The following is a 17,153-nucleotide window of genomic DNA, read 5'->3' as shown; positions in this document are numbered from 1 at the left end:
GGCACTTATCCCCAGTGACGCCGTACATCGTCGGCCAGCGGAACGACCGATCAACTCCGAACGACAACCAGGATCGCCATCTGCACTGTGGATATCTCGCGACCCGCCGCCGCTGCACAGAGCTTTTTGATGGTTCCTCCGGTACTTATCCCCTGGTTATTAACCGTCGATGCATCGACATCACATCTCGCCCCGAAAACAAAAGCGGCGTGTTTCACGTGAAACACGCCGCCCATTTCCCGCCAACCGCGCCACCGATCAAGCCGTTTTCTTCGCCAACCCGAGGTAGGTTTCGATCACGCGCGGATTCTGCGCGAGTTCCGCCGCCGGCCCTTCCAGCGCAAACTCGCCCGTCTCCAGCACATAGCCGTAGTCGGAGATCTGTAGCGCAGCCCGCGCGTTCTGCTCGATCAGCAGCGTCGCCACACCCGTCCCGCGCAACGCGCTGATGATATGGAAGATCTCCTTCACGATCAGGGGCGCCAGGCCGAGGCTCGGCTCGTCGAGCATCAGCAGGTCGGGCTTGCCCATCAGCGCGCGGCCAACCGCGAGCATCTGCCGCTCGCCGCCGGACAGCGTGCCGGCCGCCTGCCTGCGTCGCTCCCTCAGCCGAGGAAACAACGCGAACACGTGATCGAGCTGGTCGAGGAAGTTCGCTTCACCGGCCAGCTTGCGCCGATACGCGCCCAGCACGAGGTTGTCCTCAACCGTCATCGTGCTGAACAGCTCACGCTTTTCCGGCACGAGGCACATCCCGCGCGCGACGCGCTGCTCGACCGGCAACGCACCGACGTCGTGACCGCGATACACGACCGCGCCCGACGCATGCCCGTTCACCGGCAGTGCGCCCATGACCGCGTTCAGCAGCGTCGACTTGCCGGCTCCGTTCGGTCCGATCACGCTGACAATCTGCCCCGCACCGACCTTGATCGCCGCGCCGTGCAGCGCCTCCACCTTCCCGTACCGGACCGCCAGCCCGCGCACTTCGAGAATCGGTATCGTCGTGTCCGTCATCACTCCACCCCGCCCAGATACGCTTCGAGCACCGCCGGATCCTGCTGCACGTCCTGCGGCAGCCCTTCCGCGATCCGCGTGCCGAACTCCATCACCACCAGCCGGTCGGTGAGATTCATCACGAAATCCATGTCGTGTTCCACGAGCAACACGCTCATGCCTTCCGCCTTCAGCCGGCGCAGCAGGTCGGCGAGTTGCTGCTTCTCCTGGTAACGCAGCCCGGCGGCCGGCTCGTCGAGCAGCAGCAGTGTCGGGTCGCAGCACAGCGCGCGCGCGATTTCGAGAATCCGCTGCTGGCCCAGCGCGAGGCTGCCTGCTTCGTCGTACATGTGCTTCTCGAGCCCGACGCGGCGGATCTGCTGTGCGGCCTCGGCCAGCAATTGCGCTTCCTCATGGGCATTGAGCCGCGCGACGCTGCGCCACACGCCCGTATGGCCACGAAGGTGCGCGCCGATCGCGACGTTCTCGAGCACCGTCATCGCCGGCAACAGCTTCACGTGCTGGAACGTCCGGCCGATGCCGCGGCGGACGATCTGGCGCGATGTGAGCCCATCGACGCGCTCGCCACGGAACGTGATCGTGCCGCCCGTCGGCTTCAGCACGCCCGTCACGAGGTTGAACGTGGTCGACTTGCCGGCGCCGTTCGGGCCGATCAGCCCGATGATCTGCCCCGCTTTCACGTCGAAGCTGACATCGTTGACGGCCACGAGCCCGCCGAACTGCTTGCGCGCGTTGTCGACGACGAGCAGCGGCTCGCCGGCCGCCGGCTTCGCGCGTTGCGGCAACGGATCGGCGTGCACGGGCACATGCGCACGCGGCCCGCGCGGGAACAGCCTGGCGACGAACGGCCACACGCCCTGGCGCGCGTACTGCAGCAGCAGCACCATCAACACGCCGAACACGATGATCTCGAAGTTGCCCTCCGAGCCGAGCAGCTTCGGCAGCAGCGTCTGCAGGTAGTCCTGCAGCACGGTCAGGATCGCCGCGCCGAGCACCGCGCCCCACACGTGCGACACCCCGCCGACCACGGCCATGAACAGGAACTCGATCCCGTGATTCAGCCCGAACGGCGTCGGGTTCACCGCACGCTGCAGGTGCGCGTACAGGAAGCCCGATACGGCCGCGAGCACGGCCGCATAGACGAAGATCACGACGCGCATCCACGCGGTGTTCACGCCCATCGCCTCGGCCATCACGCCGCCGCCGCGCAGCGCACGGATCGCACGGCCCGGGCGGCTGTTCAGCAGGTTCTGCACTGACACGATTGCAGCCAGCACGACGGCCCAGATCAGGAAATACAGGCTGCGGCCGCTTTCGAGCGTGATGCCGAACAGGTTCAGCGCCGGAATACCGTTGATCCCGTCGTACTTGCCGAGCAGTTCGAGATTGCCGAACAGGTAGAACAGCGCGAGGCCCCACGCGATCGTGCCGAGCGGCAGGAAGTGGCCGGACAGCCGCATCGTGACCGCCCCGAGCACGAGCGCGACGAGCGCCGTCAGCACGACGCCGACGATCAGCGCGAGCCACGGCGACACGCCATAGCGCGTCGTCAGGAACGCGGTCGCGTAGGCGCCGATGCCGACGAACGCGGCCTGCCCGAAGCTCGTCATCCCGCCGACGCCCGTGAGCAGCACGAGCCCGATCGCGACGATCGCGTAGAGGCCGATGTAGTTCAGCAGCGTGATCCAGTATTCAGGCACCTGTAGCGCGCCGGGCAGTACCGGCAGCGCGAACAGCACCACGAGAAATACCCAGAAGGTCTTGTTGCGTACCATCGTCTTCATCGCATCACTCCTCTTCCTCTTCCGCGTGCGGCGTCGCGAAGCTCCGCCACAGCAGCACCGGAATGATCAGCGTGAACACGATGACCTCCTTGTAGGCGCTCGCCCAGAACGACGAATACGATTCGAGCACGCCGACGAGCAGCGAGCCGGCAGCCGCGAGCGGATAGCTGACGAGCCCGCCGATGATCGCGCCGACGAAACCCTTCAGGCCGATCAGGAAGCCCGAGTCGTAGTAGATCGTCGTCAGCGGGCCGACGAGGATCCCGGACAGCACACCGAGCCCCGCCGCGAACGTGAACGCGAGCCGCCCCGCCTCGGTCGTGCCGATGCCGACGAGCCGCGCGCCGAGCCGGTTCACCGAGGTCGCGCGCAGCGCCTTGCCGGCGATCGTGCGGCCGAAGTACACGTAGAGCGCGCCGATCAGCACGAGCGCCGTCACGACGACCAGGATGCTCTGCACCGACACGGTCATGCCGCCGATCGACAGCGACGCATCCGAGAAGCCGTTGGTGCGCGAACCTTCCGCGCCGAACATCACGAGCCCGAGGCCGACCATCGCGAAGTGGACGGCGACCGACACGATCAGCAGCAGCAGCGTCGTGCCTTCGGCGATCGGCTGGTAGACGAGCCGGTAGACGAACGGCCCCATCGGCACGACGATCGCGAGCGTCAGCGCGATCTGCGCGAGCATCGGCAGCGGCTGCGCGGCGAAGCTGCGCGTGATCGCGAACACTGCGAGCGGCAGCAGGATGTAGCGGCTGCCGAGTGTCGCGACCGTGCGGCCGAGCTGATGGCGCCGTTCGCGATGCCGGATCAGGCCGCCGACCTCGAGCAGGAAGCACGCGATGCCCATCACGAACAGCAGCCAGCAGGTGGCGGGAAATTTCTGCGCCTGCAACGCGGCAAGCGTCAGCGCACCATAGGCGACGAATTCGCCCTGGGGAATGAAGATCACCCGCGTGACGGAAAACACCAGTACGAGCGCCAGCGACAGCAATGCATATATGGCGCCGGTCGTGATGCCGTCTTGCGCGAGGATCGCTGCAATCGAGAGATCCATACGTTTCGTGTATCGAGAATGCTGCGGAGAAACGAAAGACAGGAACAGCCGGGGCGCACGCACCGCAAGATCGGCGCGTCGCGCGCCACGCAGCGAGCCCCGATGGTTCCATACGACATGGGCACGGTCGCGGGCCGGTCGGGTCCGGCGCCTTGCCGACGGCATGCACGGCGCCGTTCGCGCCGCGCACGCCGGTTTCACGTGACGCTTATTCGGCCTGCAGCTTCCACTTGCCGTCGACGATCTGCACCATCACGCGCGCACGCGTGTCGAAGCCGTTGTGGTCGGTCGGCGTCATGTTGATCACGCCGTGCGATACGGGCAGGTCCTTCACGTTCTCGATCGACGCACGCAGCGCCTCGCGGAACGCCTCGGTGCCCGGCTGGCCCTTCTTCAGCGCTTCCGGAATCGCACGCTGCAGCAGCAGCCCCGCATCCCACGCGTGGCCGCCGAACGTCGCCAGCGAACCCGCGCCGTACGCCTTCTCGTACGCGGCCTTGTAGCCGAGCGCCGGCTTCTTCACCGGGTTCGAATCGGGCAGCTGGTCGGTCACGAGCACCGGGCCGGCCGGCAGGATCTCGCCTTCGCAATCCTTGCCGCACACGCGCAGGAAGTCGTTGTTCGCGACGCCGTGCGTCTGGTACACCTTGCCCTTGTAGCCGCGCTCCTTCAGCGTCTTCGCCGGCAGCGCCGCCGGCGTGCCCGAACCGGCGATCAGCACCGCATCCGGATTCGAGCCCATCAGCTTCAGCACCTGCCCCATCACCGACGCGTCGGTCCGGTTGAAGCGCTCGTTCGACACCAGCTTCAGCCCGTTCTTCGCGGCTGCCGCATCGAACGTCTTGTACCAGCTGTCACCGTACGCATCGGCGAAACCGATGAAGCCGACCGTCTTCACGCCGTGCTTCGCCATGTAGCCGGCGATCGCGTCGGCCATCAGCTGGTCGTTCTGCGGCACCTTGAACATCCATGCGCGTTTCGCGTCCATCGGCGAGATGATCTGGGCGCTCGCCGCGAGCGAGATCGTCGGCGTCTTGCCCTGCGATACGGGGTCGAGCATTGCGAGCGAGTTCGGGGTGACGGACGAGCCGATGATCGCGTCGACGTGATCTTCATCGATCAGCTTGCGCACGTTCTGTACCGCGCGGCTCGTGTCGGATGCGTCGTCGAGCACGATGTACTGCACGCTCTTGCCGGCGATTTCCTTCGGCAGCAGCGCGATCGTGTTCTTCTCCGGAATCCCGAGCGATGCGGCCGGCCCGGTGGCCGACAGCGTCACGCCGATCTTCACCTGCGCCGACGCCGTTGCCGCCGCGCACACGAGGCCCGCGGCAAGCAGCGCCTCCATCCATCGATTCATCTTCATTTACGTTGTCTCCAAACGCTGCTCGAAAAAACCACGGGTCGCTCGGCGGCTCCCGGTCCCCAAACAAGTTAATATCTTAATTATCCCGCCCGGCCACGCCCATGCTCGTTTTCCCGTGAAATGCCGCACCCATGCGCCGCATGCCGGCCGCAACGGTCGTTCGACCGTCACGATGCGCAACAGCAATGTCGTCGTGATGAAGAAGGCGAAGAAATGCAGGATCGGGCGGGAGATCGATGCGCGCGCAACGATAGCGGGAACGCACGCCGATCCGGCCTGATGCGACCGGATGGACAAGCGGCGAAACGTCGGGAAGCCGGCGGCTCATGAGGCAGCGGGTATGGATGCGAACGCAACGACCTGCGATGGCGCCGGAACGGGCATACAGGCCGCGGAACAGCTCGGGAAAGCCGCGACGACCTGCCCCCTTCCCCACGGCGAACGAACGGCACCCGCCGCCTCTCCTGCCCCGAACCATCGTCCTGCGCTGCTCATCCAACCGTACTCCCTCCTCTGCATTCTGCTTGTAGGAGAACTGCCGACCGTTTTCCCGACCGCACGGTCGGCGAAAGCTGAGTGTAACGGACGCGTTTCGCGCACGCCAACCGGGTAAGCCCGGACGGCATGCGCGCAACAGCGCGCTGTCCGCGAACGAACAACCGGAACAGGAAAAAACGAAGGGACGGCGCGAAGCGCGGAAGAGAGGCGGTGCGAATGCAGGCGCACGACAGGATGATCGCGCAGGCCGGTGCACCATCGAGGGAAATCCGTGCACGCAAATGAAAAAGCGCTGTTGGATTCCGTCCAACAGCGCTTTGGGGTCCGGGCACTTTGTGCCTCGATTGTCTCCTCGTTCTCCACCTGCAAATTCGTTTCGCGGTGCATCAGAACTAGAGTGAATCTTAAAGAGGCTTAAGCACCACGGCAACTTAGCATTTACCCCTATGGTGCATCGCCGCACGGAAATGGGGCACTAGTCTGCCTCACGGCACCGGCCCGAGCCCGCTCCTGCGCCCTTCCGGAGCATGCAGGATGGTGCTTCGCATCAACGCCCGGTGACGCGCGCAGCACACATTCAGGACGCCCTGAGCGGCTTGATCCGCGCGACCATCTCGCCGACGATGCCGCGCCGGAACGCCAACACGCACGCGATGAAGATCAGCCCCGTGACGATCGTCGCCGATTCGCCGAGCGAATGGAACCACGCGACGCCCGTCGTCGATGCGAGCCATTCGCCGATGTCGCCGAGCCGGTCTTCCAGTGCGACGATCAGTGCCGCGCCCAGCAGCGGCCCGAACAGCGTGCCCATCCCGCCGACGAGCGTCATCAGCACGACGAGGCCCGACATCGTCCAGTACGCGTCCGACAGCGTCTCGAAACCGAGCACCAGCACCTTCAGCGAGCCGGCCAGCCCCGCGATGCCCGCCGACAGGATGAATGCGAGCAGCTTGAAGCGGTCGGTGTCGTAACCGAGCGAGATCGCGCGCGCTTCGTTCTCCTTGATCGCGACGAGCACCTGGCCGAACGGCGAATGCACGACCCGCACGATGAACGCGCACGCAGCGACCACCACCGCGAGCACGACGTAGTACAGCGCGACGTCGTTCGACAGGTCGAGCAGCCCGAACAGGTGGCCGCGCGGCACGCCCTGCAGCCCGTCCTCGCCATGCGTGAACGGCGCCTGCAGGTAGATGAAGTAGACCATCTGCGCGAACGCGAGCGTGATCATCGCGAAGTAGATGCCCTGCCGCCGGATCGCGAACAGCCCGACGACGAGCCCGAGCAAAGTCGCGGCAACGGTACCGACCAGCACGCCGAGCTCGGGCGTGAAACCGAGCGTCTGCATCGAATAACCGGTCGCATAGCCGGCGGTCGCGAGGAACATCGCATGGCCGAACGACAGCAGCCCCGTATAGCCGATCAGCAGGTTGAACGCGGCCGCGAACAGCGCGAACGTGAGCACCTTCATCACGAACACCGGGTATGCGCCGATGAACGGAGCGGCGAGCAGTGAGGCGAGCAGCACGCCGTAGAGCACTTTTCTCTGCATCATTTTTCCTTGCCGAAGAGGCCTGCCGGGCGGAACAGCAGCACGATCGCCATGATCACGAACACGACGGTGGCCGACGCTTCGGGGTAGAACACGCGCGTGAAACCCTCGATCACGCCGAGCAGCAGGCCCGTGACGATCGAGCCGAGGATCGAGCCCATCCCGCCGATCACGACCACCGCGAACACGGTGATGATCATCGGCTGGCCCATCAGCGGCGAGACCTGGATCACCGGCGCGGCCAGCACGCCAGCGAACGCGGCGAGCGCGACGCCGAAGCCGTAGGTGAGCGTGATCATCATCGGCACGTTCACGCCGAACGCCTCGACGAGCTTCGGGTTCTCGGTGCCCGCACGCAGGTACGCGCCGAGGCGCGTCTTCTCGATCACGAACCACGTCGCGAGACACACCGCCAGCGATGCGACGACGACCCACGCGCGGTAGTTCGGCAGGAACATGAAGCCGAGGTTGGTGGCGCCGGACAGCTGCGACGGCACGTCGTACGGCTGGCCCGACGAGCCGTAGATCGACCGGAACACGCCTTCGACGACCAGCGTGAGCCCGAACGTGAGCAGCAGCCCGTACAGGTGATCGAGCTTGTACAGCCAGCGCAGCATCGAGCGCTCGATCAGGATCCCGAATGCGCCGACCACCAGCGGCGCGATCACGAGCATCGCCCAGTACGGCAGCCCGAAGTACGACAGGCCCATCCACGCGAGCATCGCGCCCAGCATGAACAGCGCGCCGTGCGCGAAGTTGATCACGTTGAGCAGCCCGAAGATCACCGCGAGCCCGAGGCTCAGGATCGCGTAGAACGAGCCGTTGACGAGCCCGAGCAGCAACTGGCTCAGCATCGCCGGCAACGGAATGCCAAAGATTTCCATCGACTTAGCCGTCAGAATGAGTGTCGTTGCGTGCGCAACTTTCAAGCGTCGCACGCGCGGGCGGCGCAGCGGGCACATCGCCGCAGCCGCCACCGAGCGGCGCGCCCGCGCGCGCCGCTACGCCCTGCCTACTTCCACAACGCGCAGCGCGTTTCCTGCTTGGTCCCGAACGCCTGCTCGCCCGGAATCGTCGCGAGCACCTTGTAGTAGTCCCACGGCTCCTTCGATTCCGACGGCTTCTTCACTTCCATCAGGTACATGTCGTGGATCATGCTGCCGTCCGTGCGGATGTAGCCCTTCGCGTAGAAGTCGTTGATCTTGATCTTCTTCAGCTCGGCCATCACCTTGTCGGAGTCGGTCGTGCCGGCGGCCTGGACCGCCTTCAGGTAGGTCGTCACCGACGAGTAGTCGGCCGCCTGCAGGCTCGACGGCATCTTCTTCATCTTGCCGAAGTAGCGCTGCGCCCACTGGCGCGACGCCGCATCGCGGTTCCAGTACCAGCTGTCGGTCAGCACCAGGCCCTGCGTCGTCTCGAGGCCGAGGCTGTGCACGTCGTCGATGAACATCAGCAGCGCGGCGAGCTTCATCGTCTTCGTGATGCCGAATTCCTTCGCTGCCTTGATCGAGTTGATCGTGTCGCCGCCCGCGTTCGCGAGGCCGAGGATCTGCGCCTTCGATGATTGCGCCTGCAGCAGGAACGACGAGAAATCCGATGCCGACAGCGGGTGGCGCACCGCGCCGAGCACCTGGCCGCCATTCGCCTTCACGACGTCCGACGTGTTCTTCTCGAGCGCCTTGCCGAACGCGTAGTCGGCCGTCAGGAAGAACCACGACTTGCCGCCCTGCTTCACCACCGCCGAACCGGTACCCTTCGCGAGCGCCATCGTGTCGTACGCGTAGTGGACCGTGTACGGCGTGCACTGCTCGTTGGTCAGCGTGTCGGCGCCCGCGCCGATGTTGATGTAGACCTTCTTCTTCTCGGCCGCGACCTGGTTCATCGACAGCGCGGTGGCCGAGTTCGTGCCGCCGACCAGCAGGTCGAGGCCGCCGCGGTCCATCCATTCGCGCGCCTTCGACGCGGCGATGTCGGCCTTGTTCTGGTGATCCGCGTAAACAACCTCGATCGGCTTGCCGAGCACCTTGCCGCCGAAGTCGGCCACTGCCATGCGGATCGCCTCGAGGCCCCCCTGCCCGTCGATATCCGCGTAAAGCCCCGACATGTCGGTGATGAAGCCGATCTTCACGGTATCCGCCGCATGTGCTGCGCCGGCGGTGAACGCGGCGCTCGCGAGCGCGAGGCAGGCCTGTGCGAGGGTCTTCATTTTCATTGACGTCTCCTGTTGTTCTGATGCGTTGTGGTTGTTCGAGGGCCGCCACGGCTAGCGGCAAGGCAAACGGGGCGGCGTCACACCCCGAGCAGGTCGTGCAGGGTCGGCATCTTGCTTTCCAGTTCGGCCGCCTGGAAATGTTCGACGATGCTGCCGTGCTCCATCACGTAGAACCGGTCGGCAAGCGGCGCGGCGAAGCGGAAATTCTGTTCGACCATCACGATCGTGTAGCCGCGCGCCTTCAGCGCGACGATCATCCGCGCCAGCGCCTGCACGATTACCGGTGCGAGGCCTTCGGAAATCTCGTCGAGCAGCAGCAGGTTCGCGCCGGTGCGCAGGATCCGCGCGACCGCGAGCATCTGCTGCTCGCCGCCGGACAGCCGCGTGCCCTGGCTCTGCCGGCGCGACGCGAGGTTCGGGAACATCGCGTAGATCTCGTCGATCGGCATCGCGTGCTCGCGCGGCCCGATCAGCGGCGGCAGCATCAGGTTCTCCTCGCACGACAGGCTCGAGAAGATCCCGCGCTCCTCCGGGCAGTAGCCGATGCCGTAATGCGCGATGCGGTGCGTCGCGAGGCCGATCGTCTCGTTGCCCGCGACCTTGATCGACCCGCTGCGGCGGCCCGTCAGGCCCATGATCGCGCGCAGCGTCGTCGTGCGGCCCGCGCCGTTGCGGCCGAGCAGCGTGACGACCTCACCGCGATGCACCGTCAGGTCGACACCGTGCAATATGTGGGATTCTCCGTACCAGGCCTCCAGGCCCGTGATCTCCAGCGCGGGCGTACCGCTTTCGACGCCGCTCAATTCGCGTTCCTCCCGTTCGCTGTGCTTCATGCGTGCGCCCCCGCGAGCGCCGCGTCGGCGCTGCCCATGTAGGCCTCGATGACGAGCGGATTCTTCGACACTTCCGCATACGAGCCTTCGGCCAGCACCTCGCCGCGTTGCAGGACGGTGATCGTGTCGGAGATACCCGCGATCACGTTCATGTTGTGCTCGACCATCAGGATCGTGCGGCCGCTCGCGACCTTCTTGATCAGCGCGGTCACGCGATCGACGTCCTCGTGGCCCATCCCCTGCGTGGGCTCGTCGAGCAGCATCAGTTCGGGCTCCATCGCGAGCGTGGTCGCGATCTCCAGCGCGCGCTTGCGGCCGTATGCGAGCTCGACGGTCGGCACCTGCGCGAAATCGGTGAGGCCGACCTGCGTGAGCAGGTCCATCGCGCGGTCGTCGAGCCGCTTCAGCGTGCGTTCGCTGCGCCAGAAATGGAATTCGGTGCCGAGCGCGCGCTGCAGCCCGATGCGCACGTTCTGCAGCGCGGTCAGGTGCGGGAAGACAGCCGAGATCTGGAACGAGCGGATGATGCCGCGGCGGGCCACCTGCGCGGGCCGCTCGTCGGTGATGTCGATGCCGTTGAAGACGATCTGGCCGGCCGTCGGCGTCAGGAATTTGGTGAGGAGGTTGAAGCAGGTCGTCTTGCCCGCGCCGTTCGGTCCGATCAGCGCATGGATCGCACCCCGACGCACACGCAGGTTCACGCCGTTGACGGCCGTGAAACCCCTGAATTCCTTCGTCAGTCCGCGTGTTTCCAGAATCGTGTCGCCGAGAATCATGTTCCCTTCCGTACGAAGTCAGGCGATGCACCGGGAAGATTCGCGAGAAGCGTCCGCGAAACAGGTCAGCGGATGAGCGGGCTGCCCCGGGCGCCGTGTTACGCCTCGAGGGTGGTCTCCCGCGCCGACGCGTATGCACACTGCGCCACATTGTCTCGCCGTTGGTGCAGTGCAATCATCGGGATTTGCACTTATAGGGGTGGCCGCCATGTCGCATGCGGCTGTGCACGGTTTTTCACGCCGTTTTTTTGACACGTGCATCATCGTGCGTTGACCATCCGCACGGCCCCGCACGCACGCAACAAAAAAGCCGTGCGGCTGCACGGCTTGCATGGATCTTGCCGGACGCACCGGCGTTATTCGAAACCATCGGCACCGCCGCTGCAACGGCAGCAGCTTGTTTCGCATAGCGAATCAGCGGGCGTCATCATGACGGCCCGCTGTCGTGCGTGTCAGCGTGCCGTCACGCGGCCGTCACCGCCGGCTCCGTGCGCACCGGCGTCGCTTCGCGCGCCGCGCGGCGATCGGCACGAATCATGTCGCTCGCGCGCTCGGCGATCATCAGCGTCGGCGAATTGGTGTTGCCCGATGTAATGAACGGCATCACCGATGCATCGACGATTCGCAGCCCGGCGACGCCGCGCACGCGCAGCCGGCTGTCGACCACCGCGCGCTCATCGTCGGCACGCCCCATCCGGCACGTGCCGACCGGATGGAAGATCGTCGTGCCGACCGCGCCGGCCGCCTCGATCAGCTCCGCTTCGCTCCGGTATTGCAGGCCCGGCAGGATTTCCTCGGGACGATAGCGCGCGAGCGCCGGCGCGGACGCGATCCGGCGCGTGAGGCGCAGCGCGTTCGCGGCAACGCGGCGATCGTGGTCGGTCGACAGATAGTTCGGTGCGATCGCGGGTGCCGCGCCCGGATCGGCGCTCGCGATATGCACGCTGCCGCGCGACGTCGGCCGCAGATGGCATACAGACGCCGTAAACGCGTTGAAGCTGTGCAGCGGCTCGCCGAAGCGCTCGAGCGACAACGGCTGCACGTGGTATTCGAGATCGGGGCGCGTGAGCGCGGGATCTTCGGAATCGGATTTCGCGAACGCGCCGAGCTGCGACGGCGCCATCGACATCGGCCCACGCTGCAGCAGCGCATATTCGGCGCCGATCATCAGCTTGCCCCACCAGTGCGCGGACAGCGTGTTGAGCGTGCGCACGCCTTCGACGCGAAACGCCATCCGCAATTGCAGGTGATCCTGCAGGTTTTCGCCGACGCCCGGCAGATCCTGCACGACGTCGATGCCGAGCGCCTGCAGCCGCCGGCCATCGCCGATACCCGACAGTTCGAGCAGCTGCGGCGAATTCACCGCGCCGGACGTCAGCAGCACCTCCGCGCGGGCCCGCGCGACGTAATCCGTGCCGCCACCGTGGTATTCGACACCGACCGCGCGCCGCCCGTCGAAGATCACGCGCTGCGCGTGCGCGCCGGTGATCACGGTCAGGTTCGGGCGCGCCATCGCGGGCCGCAGGAACGCCTTCGACGTATTCCACCGCACGCCGCGCTTCTGGTTCACCTCGAAATAGCCGACCCCGGAATTGTCGCCACGGTTGAAATCGTCGGTTGCCGGGATGCCTGTCTGCTGCGCGGCCTGCGCGAACGATTCGAGGATCTCCCAGCGCAGCCGCTGCTTCTCGACACGCCAGTAGCCACCCGCGCCGTGCGCGTCGCTCGCGCCCGCATGATGATCCTCGCTGCGCTTGAAGATCGGCAGCACGCTGTCCCACGACCAGCCGGCGTCGCCGGTTTCCTGCGCCCAGCTGTCGTAATCCTCGCGCTGGCCGCGCATGTAGATCATCCCGTTGATCGACGAGCAGCCGCCGAGCACACGGCCGCGCGGATACGACAGCGCACGGCCGTTGAGCGCGGCTTCGGGTTGCGTCTTGTACAGCCAGTCGGTGCGGGGGTTGCCGATGCAATACAGATAGCCGACCGGGATATGGATCCAGTGATAGTCGTCCTTGCCACCGGCTTCGAGCAGCAGCACGCGGATGTCGGGATCCTCGGTCAGGCGGTTCGCGAGCACGCAGCCCGCGGTGCCCGCGCCGACGATCACGTAATCGAATTCGCCTTCTAGCGTGCGTTGGGCAGTCACGATTTGTCTCCTGTCACGCGGCGCAACGCCGCGCGTCATTTTCAGCATAGTGCGTCGCGAGCCGCGCTTGCGACCCCGCGCGCCACGACCGATGAAGCGTACTCCGGCCGCCGGCCGCCAATCCAATGAGTTATGCTGAACTGCGTTATAAGCTGCGCTCATATCACGACGATGGATTTCACCCTGCTCCGCGCGTTCGCGACGGTCGCGCGCGAAGGCAACCTGACGCGCGCCGCCGTGCAGCTGCACCTGACGCAGCCGGCGGTCAGCCTGCAGATCAAGCATCTGCAGGAAACGCTCGGCGTCACGTTGTTCACGCGCACGTCGCGCGGCCTCGCGCTCACACGCGACGGCCAGACGCTGCTGCCGCATGCGGAACGCGCGCTTGCCGCGGCCGCCGACGTGCAGCGCGCCGCTGCTGCGCTGCGGCACGAGGTGCGCGGCCGGCTGCGGATCGGCACGATCCTCGATCCGGGTTTCCTGCGACTCGGCGGCTTCCTGCGCGCGCTCGTCGAAACCCACCCGCAGATCGAGACGGCACTGCGCCACGGGATGTCGGGCTGGGTGATCGAACAGGTGCGCACGCAGGCGCTCGACGTCGGCTACTACATCGGCCGGCCGGGCGAGGACGATCCGCTCGACGGTGCGCTGTTCCACACCGTCACGCTCACGCATTTCCAGTACCGCGTGCTCGCGCCGGCCGGCTGGAAGGAGCGCGTGCAGCGCGCACACGACTGGCGCTCGCTTGCCACGCTACCGTGGATCTGGACGCCGCCGGCATCCGCGCACCACCGGCTGCTGTCGCGTCGCTTCGCGGAGGCCGGCGCGCAACCGCTCAAGGTTGCCGAGGTCGATCAGGAGCAGTCGATGCTCGATCTCGTCAAATCGGGGATCGGGTTGACGCTCGCGCGCGACTCGACCGCGCTGGCCGAAGCGCACGCGCATGCGCTGACGATCGTCGAACCCGTGACGGTGCCGACCGAGCTGACGTTCGTGACGCTCGCCGCGCGGCGCGACGAACCGGCGATCGCGGCCGCGCTGCGGCTGATCGAAGCGCAGTGGGCGATATGAGTCCTGCTGATGGCACGTCGGCTGGCCGCGCACCGGGCGTCAACGCCTAACCCCGTCTCCGGCCGGCAGCCGGCGACCGTGCGGGCCGTCGCGTGCGCGTGAACCGTGCAATCACGGGGCCGAACCTCCCGGCCGCGTCGTGTCGCCGCGTCCCGCCGCTCGTCACGCCACCTTCGCGGGCTTTTTGCTAGATTGTGCGTTCGCACACCGCGAGACCCCGATTGAAGGAGACCCGCATGGCCCGCAACATCGAGATCAAAGCCCGCGCCCGCGAATTCGACCGGCTGCGCGAACGCGCGGCGACCCTCGCGACCGAAGCGCCGCTGTTCTATCGCCAGCAGGATTTCTTCTATGACGTGCCGCGCGGCCGGCTGAAGCTGCGCCGCTTCGAGGACGGCACGCCGGCCGAACTGATCTTCTACCAGCGCGACGACCGCGACGGCCCGAAGGCGTCGTACTACACGCGCAGCCCGGTGACAAATCCCGATGCGATGCACGCGCTGCTGGCCACCGCGCTGACCACGCGCGGGATCGTGACGAAGGAACGGCACGTGTACCTCGCGGGCCGCACGCGCATCCACCTCGATCGTGTCGACGGTCTCGGCGATTTCATCGAGCTGGAAGTCGTGCTCGGCCCCGACGACGACGAAGCCGGCGGCGAAGCCGAAGCACACGACGTGTTCGCGAAGCTCGGCGTGTCGCAGGACGATCTCGTCGCGGTCGCGTACGTCGACCTGCTGAACGCCGACACGCCGCACGAAGTGGCCTGATCCGGCCCTGCCCCAAGGCGGCGCAACCCGCGCCGCCTTCAACCCTGCCGCCGCGCGGTTGCCGCGTCAGGCGGCGCCGGGCGCCAGGTGCGCGAGCGGCAGCGCACCGTTGCGCTTGAAGGTCGTCAACACGATGTTCGAGCGCACGCTGTCGACGCCCGGCACGCGCATCAGCTTCTTCATCACGAACTGCGACAACGCGTTCAGGTCGGGCGCGACGATCCGCAGCAGGTAGTCGGCATCGCCCACCACCGCGTGGCATTCGAGCACTTCGGGCAGCACGTCGATCTGCTGCTGGAACTGCTCGATGATCGAATCGCCGTGGTGCTTGAGCTTGAGGCTCGTGAACGCGGTGACGCCGAGCCCGAGCTTTTCGGGGCGCAGCATCACACGGTAGCCTTCGATCACGCCGGCCGCCTCGAGCCGCTGCAGCCGCCGGCCGATCTGCGACGGCGACAGCGGCACCTCCTCGCCGAGCTGCTGATGCGTCGCGCGGCCGAAGCGCTGCAGCACGTCCAGCAGCGCGAGATCGAAGTGATCGAGTTCCAGCATGAGCATTCTCCGCATTGATTCGTGATTTGATGCGCGATTATCGCATTAACAGCCGAATCAACGCCAATATTGCGCCCATTCCGCGCGAAGCCCGCTCTACACTTGCATGGTTCCAACCGCCACGTGCAGAGCCAGATCATGTCCACCGTCGTCACCGCGAAACTGCAGGAGCAGTTCGATGCGGGCCTCGAAACCCGCGCCGATTTCACCATCGACCAGCCGCTTGCACGTTACGGCCAGGTCGACCATGCGGTGTGGAAGCAGCTCTATGCACGCCAGTCGGCGCTGTTGCGCGGGCGCGCATGCGACGCGTTCGTCGCGGGACTCGGGAAGATCGACCTGCCGGCCGACCGCGTGCCGTCGTTCGACGACGTGAACCGTCAGTTGAAACCGGCGACGGGCTGGGAGATCGTCGCGGTGCCGGGCCTCGTGCCCGACCGGGTGTTCTTCGAGCATCTCGCGAACCGGCGCTTCCCCGTTACCTGGTGGATGCGCCGCCCCGACCAGCTCGACTACCTGCAGGAACCCGACTGCTTCCACGACCTGTTCGGCCACGTGCCGCTGCTGATCGACCCGGTGTTCGCCGACTACATGCAGGCATACGGCCGCACCGCGCTCGCGGTCGCCGACGATGACGCGGCGCTGGCGCGCCTCGCGCGGCTCTACTGGTATACGGTGGAATTCGGGCTGATCCGCGACCCGCGCGGCACGAACGGGCTGTCGATCTACGGCGCCGGGATCGTGTCGAGCAAGGGCGAAAGCCTGTACAGCCTCGAAAGCGCGGCGCCGAACCGGCTCGGTTTCGACCTCGAGCGCGTGATGCGCACGAAGTACCGGATCGATACGTTCCAGAAGACCTACTTCGTGATCGACGATTTCGCGCAGCTGTTCGCGCTCGCCGACGTCGACGGCCGTGCGCTGGCCGACCGGCTGGCGGCGCTGCCCGAGTTCGCGGCCGGTGCGGTGCTCGAGACCGATCGCGTGCTGCATCGCGGCACGGGCGAAGGCTGGCCGGACGACGCCGACGCGTGACGTTCGAGGGCGCCGGAGAACGCCGCTGCCGGCCTCCCGATCGCGCCCCCGGATGCCCGTCCCCGGATGGCCGTCCCACAACTATGAAACAATGACCGGTGCCGGCTTCGCCGCGCGGCGCAGCCGCGCGCGGGCGCCGTTACCGACCGAGAGGTGCAAGATGATCCACAAGCTCACATCAGAAGAACGCAAGACCCGGCTCGAAGGCCTGCCGCTCTGGACGGCCGTCCCGGGCCGCGATGCGATCCAGCGCAGCCTGCGCTTCGCCGATTTCAACGAAGCGTTCGGCTTCATGACGCGCGTCGCGATCAAGGCGCAGGAAATGAACCACCATCCGGAATGGTTCAACGTGTACAACCGTGTCGACGTCACGCTGTCGACCCACGATGCCGACGGGCTGACCGAACGCGACATCGAACTGGCGCTGTTCATCGACCGTGCCGGCGCACACGCGCAACCGGCCGCCTGAGGCCTTCCTCTACCG

The 17,153-nt window shown here is 66.4% G+C and carries 16 protein-coding genes; 4 read left to right on the top strand and 12 right to left on the bottom strand.

The annotated features are described in order from the left end of the window. Window positions 1–258: 258 nt before the first annotated feature. From FFS49_RS16500 to FFS49_RS16450, 11 genes are all read right to left on the bottom strand, one after another. Window positions 259–1,014, bottom strand: a complete 756-nt coding sequence (locus tag FFS49_RS16500; RefSeq protein WP_105815453.1) for an ABC transporter ATP-binding protein — start codon at window positions 1,012–1,014, stop codon at window positions 259–261. After that, on the bottom strand, window positions 1,014–2,798 hold the full coding sequence (locus FFS49_RS16495) for a branched-chain amino acid ABC transporter ATP-binding protein/permease (RefSeq protein WP_105815452.1): 1,785 nt from the start codon (window positions 2,796–2,798) through the stop codon (window positions 1,014–1,016). The genes FFS49_RS16500 and FFS49_RS16495 overlap by 1 nt, the downstream gene beginning before the upstream one ends. A 4-nt stretch (window positions 2,799–2,802) precedes the next feature. Beyond that, on the bottom strand, window positions 2,803–3,858 hold the full coding sequence (locus tag FFS49_RS16490) for a branched-chain amino acid ABC transporter permease (protein ID WP_105815451.1): 1,056 nt from the start codon (window positions 3,856–3,858) through the stop codon (window positions 2,803–2,805). Window positions 3,859–4,066: 208 nt separating this feature from the next. Further along, window positions 4,067–5,224, bottom strand: coding sequence for an ABC transporter substrate-binding protein (locus tag FFS49_RS16485; protein ID WP_039351464.1), 1,158 nt, complete (start codon window positions 5,222–5,224; stop codon window positions 4,067–4,069). Between the two features lie 76 nt (window positions 5,225–5,300). Continuing rightward, a complete protein-coding gene (locus FFS49_RS41990) occupies window positions 5,301–5,723 on the bottom strand; it encodes a hypothetical protein (RefSeq protein ID WP_171026771.1) in 423 nt (140 codons plus the stop codon). Window positions 5,724–6,299: 576 nt separating this feature from the next. Further along, complete coding sequence (locus FFS49_RS16475; protein ID WP_171026770.1) at window positions 6,300–7,274, bottom strand: branched-chain amino acid ABC transporter permease; 975 nt, start codon at window positions 7,272–7,274, stop codon at window positions 6,300–6,302. Next, window positions 7,274–8,158 carry a branched-chain amino acid ABC transporter permease gene (locus FFS49_RS16470; RefSeq protein WP_011350508.1) on the bottom strand — a complete coding sequence of 295 codons (885 nt, stop codon included), beginning with the start codon at window positions 8,156–8,158 and terminating at the stop codon, window positions 7,274–7,276. The genes FFS49_RS16475 and FFS49_RS16470 overlap by 1 nt, the downstream gene beginning before the upstream one ends. 128 nt (window positions 8,159–8,286) lie before the next feature. Then, window positions 8,287–9,486: an ABC transporter substrate-binding protein gene (locus FFS49_RS16465; protein ID WP_039351470.1), complete on the bottom strand. Its 1,200-nt coding sequence runs from the start codon at window positions 9,484–9,486 to the stop codon at window positions 8,287–8,289. Window positions 9,487–9,563: 77 nt separating this feature from the next. Then, window positions 9,564–10,319, bottom strand: coding sequence for an ABC transporter ATP-binding protein (locus tag FFS49_RS16460; RefSeq protein ID WP_039351472.1), 756 nt, complete (start codon window positions 10,317–10,319; stop codon window positions 9,564–9,566). Beyond that, entirely contained in the window at window positions 10,316–11,095 is a 780-nt protein-coding gene (locus tag FFS49_RS16455; protein ID WP_021160426.1) for an ABC transporter ATP-binding protein, read from the bottom strand. Before FFS49_RS16455 ends, FFS49_RS16460 begins: the two co-directional genes overlap by 4 nt. Before the next feature lie 463 nt (window positions 11,096–11,558). Further along, the gene (locus FFS49_RS16450; RefSeq protein ID WP_105815449.1) at window positions 11,559–13,244 is read right to left on the bottom strand and encodes a choline dehydrogenase; all 1,686 of its coding nucleotides are present in this window, start codon (window positions 13,242–13,244) and stop codon (window positions 11,559–11,561) included. Between the two features lie 171 nt (window positions 13,245–13,415). Between FFS49_RS16450 and FFS49_RS16445 the strand changes: the two genes are divergently transcribed. Then, window positions 13,416–14,315, top strand: coding sequence for a LysR family transcriptional regulator (locus tag FFS49_RS16445; protein WP_105815448.1), 900 nt, complete (start codon window positions 13,416–13,418; stop codon window positions 14,313–14,315). A 236-nt stretch (window positions 14,316–14,551) separates the two neighbouring features. Further along, on the top strand, window positions 14,552–15,085 hold the full coding sequence (locus FFS49_RS16440; protein ID WP_039351482.1) for a class IV adenylate cyclase: 534 nt from the start codon (window positions 14,552–14,554) through the stop codon (window positions 15,083–15,085). A gap of 66 nt (window positions 15,086–15,151) precedes the next feature. On the opposite strand, the gene FFS49_RS16435 is transcribed toward FFS49_RS16440, so the two are convergent. Beyond that, entirely contained in the window at window positions 15,152–15,637 is a 486-nt protein-coding gene (locus FFS49_RS16435; protein ID WP_006408082.1) for an Lrp/AsnC family transcriptional regulator, read from the bottom strand. 138 nt (window positions 15,638–15,775) lie between these two features. Here FFS49_RS16435 and phhA point away from each other — a divergent pair, with 138 nt between their 5' ends. Further along, window positions 15,776–16,669: a phenylalanine 4-monooxygenase gene (phhA, locus tag FFS49_RS16430; RefSeq protein WP_219847373.1), complete on the top strand. Its 894-nt coding sequence runs from the start codon at window positions 15,776–15,778 to the stop codon at window positions 16,667–16,669. A gap of 160 nt (window positions 16,670–16,829) precedes the next feature. After that, a complete protein-coding gene (locus FFS49_RS16425; RefSeq protein ID WP_039352208.1) occupies window positions 16,830–17,138 on the top strand; it encodes a 4a-hydroxytetrahydrobiopterin dehydratase in 309 nt (102 codons plus the stop codon). Window positions 17,139–17,153: the final 15 nt, after the last annotated feature.

This window comes from Burkholderia sp. 4NA327C6 (genome assembly GCF_005502655.1).
Classification (GTDB): domain Bacteria; phylum Pseudomonadota; class Gammaproteobacteria; order Burkholderiales; family Burkholderiaceae; genus Burkholderia; species Burkholderia contaminans.
The sequence above is the reverse complement of the archived record's forward strand: the minus strand, read 5'-3'. Positions and strand labels throughout refer to the sequence as shown.

Coding starts and splice junctions, on each gene's coding strand:
- FFS49_RS16500 (WP_105815453.1), bottom strand. CDS start 1,014: ATGACGGACACGACGATACCGATTCTCGAAGTGCGCGGGCTGGCGGTC.
- FFS49_RS16495 (WP_105815452.1), bottom strand. CDS start 2,798: ATGAAGACGATGGTACGCAACAAGACCTTCTGGGTATTTCTCGTGGTG.
- FFS49_RS16490 (WP_105815451.1), bottom strand. CDS start 3,858: ATGGATCTCTCGATTGCAGCGATCCTCGCGCAAGACGGCATCACGACC.
- FFS49_RS16485 (WP_039351464.1), bottom strand. CDS start 5,224: ATGAAGATGAATCGATGGATGGAGGCGCTGCTTGCCGCGGGCCTCGTG.
- FFS49_RS16475 (WP_171026770.1), bottom strand. CDS start 7,274: ATGCAGAGAAAAGTGCTCTACGGCGTGCTGCTCGCCTCACTGCTCGCC.
- FFS49_RS16470 (WP_011350508.1), bottom strand. CDS start 8,158: ATGGAAATCTTTGGCATTCCGTTGCCGGCGATGCTGAGCCAGTTGCTG.
- FFS49_RS16465 (WP_039351470.1), bottom strand. CDS start 9,486: ATGAAAATGAAGACCCTCGCACAGGCCTGCCTCGCGCTCGCGAGCGCC.
- FFS49_RS16460 (WP_039351472.1), bottom strand. CDS start 10,319: ATGAAGCACAGCGAACGGGAGGAACGCGAATTGAGCGGCGTCGAAAGC.
- FFS49_RS16455 (WP_021160426.1), bottom strand. CDS start 11,095: ATGATTCTCGGCGACACGATTCTGGAAACACGCGGACTGACGAAGGAA.
- FFS49_RS16445 (WP_105815448.1), top strand. CDS start 13,416: ATGGATTTCACCCTGCTCCGCGCGTTCGCGACGGTCGCGCGCGAAGGC.
- FFS49_RS16440 (WP_039351482.1), top strand. CDS start 14,552: ATGGCCCGCAACATCGAGATCAAAGCCCGCGCCCGCGAATTCGACCGG.
- FFS49_RS16435 (WP_006408082.1), bottom strand. CDS start 15,637: ATGCTGGAACTCGATCACTTCGATCTCGCGCTGCTGGACGTGCTGCAG.
- phhA (WP_219847373.1), top strand. CDS start 15,776: ATGTCCACCGTCGTCACCGCGAAACTGCAGGAGCAGTTCGATGCGGGC.
- FFS49_RS16425 (WP_039352208.1), top strand. CDS start 16,830: ATGATCCACAAGCTCACATCAGAAGAACGCAAGACCCGGCTCGAAGGC.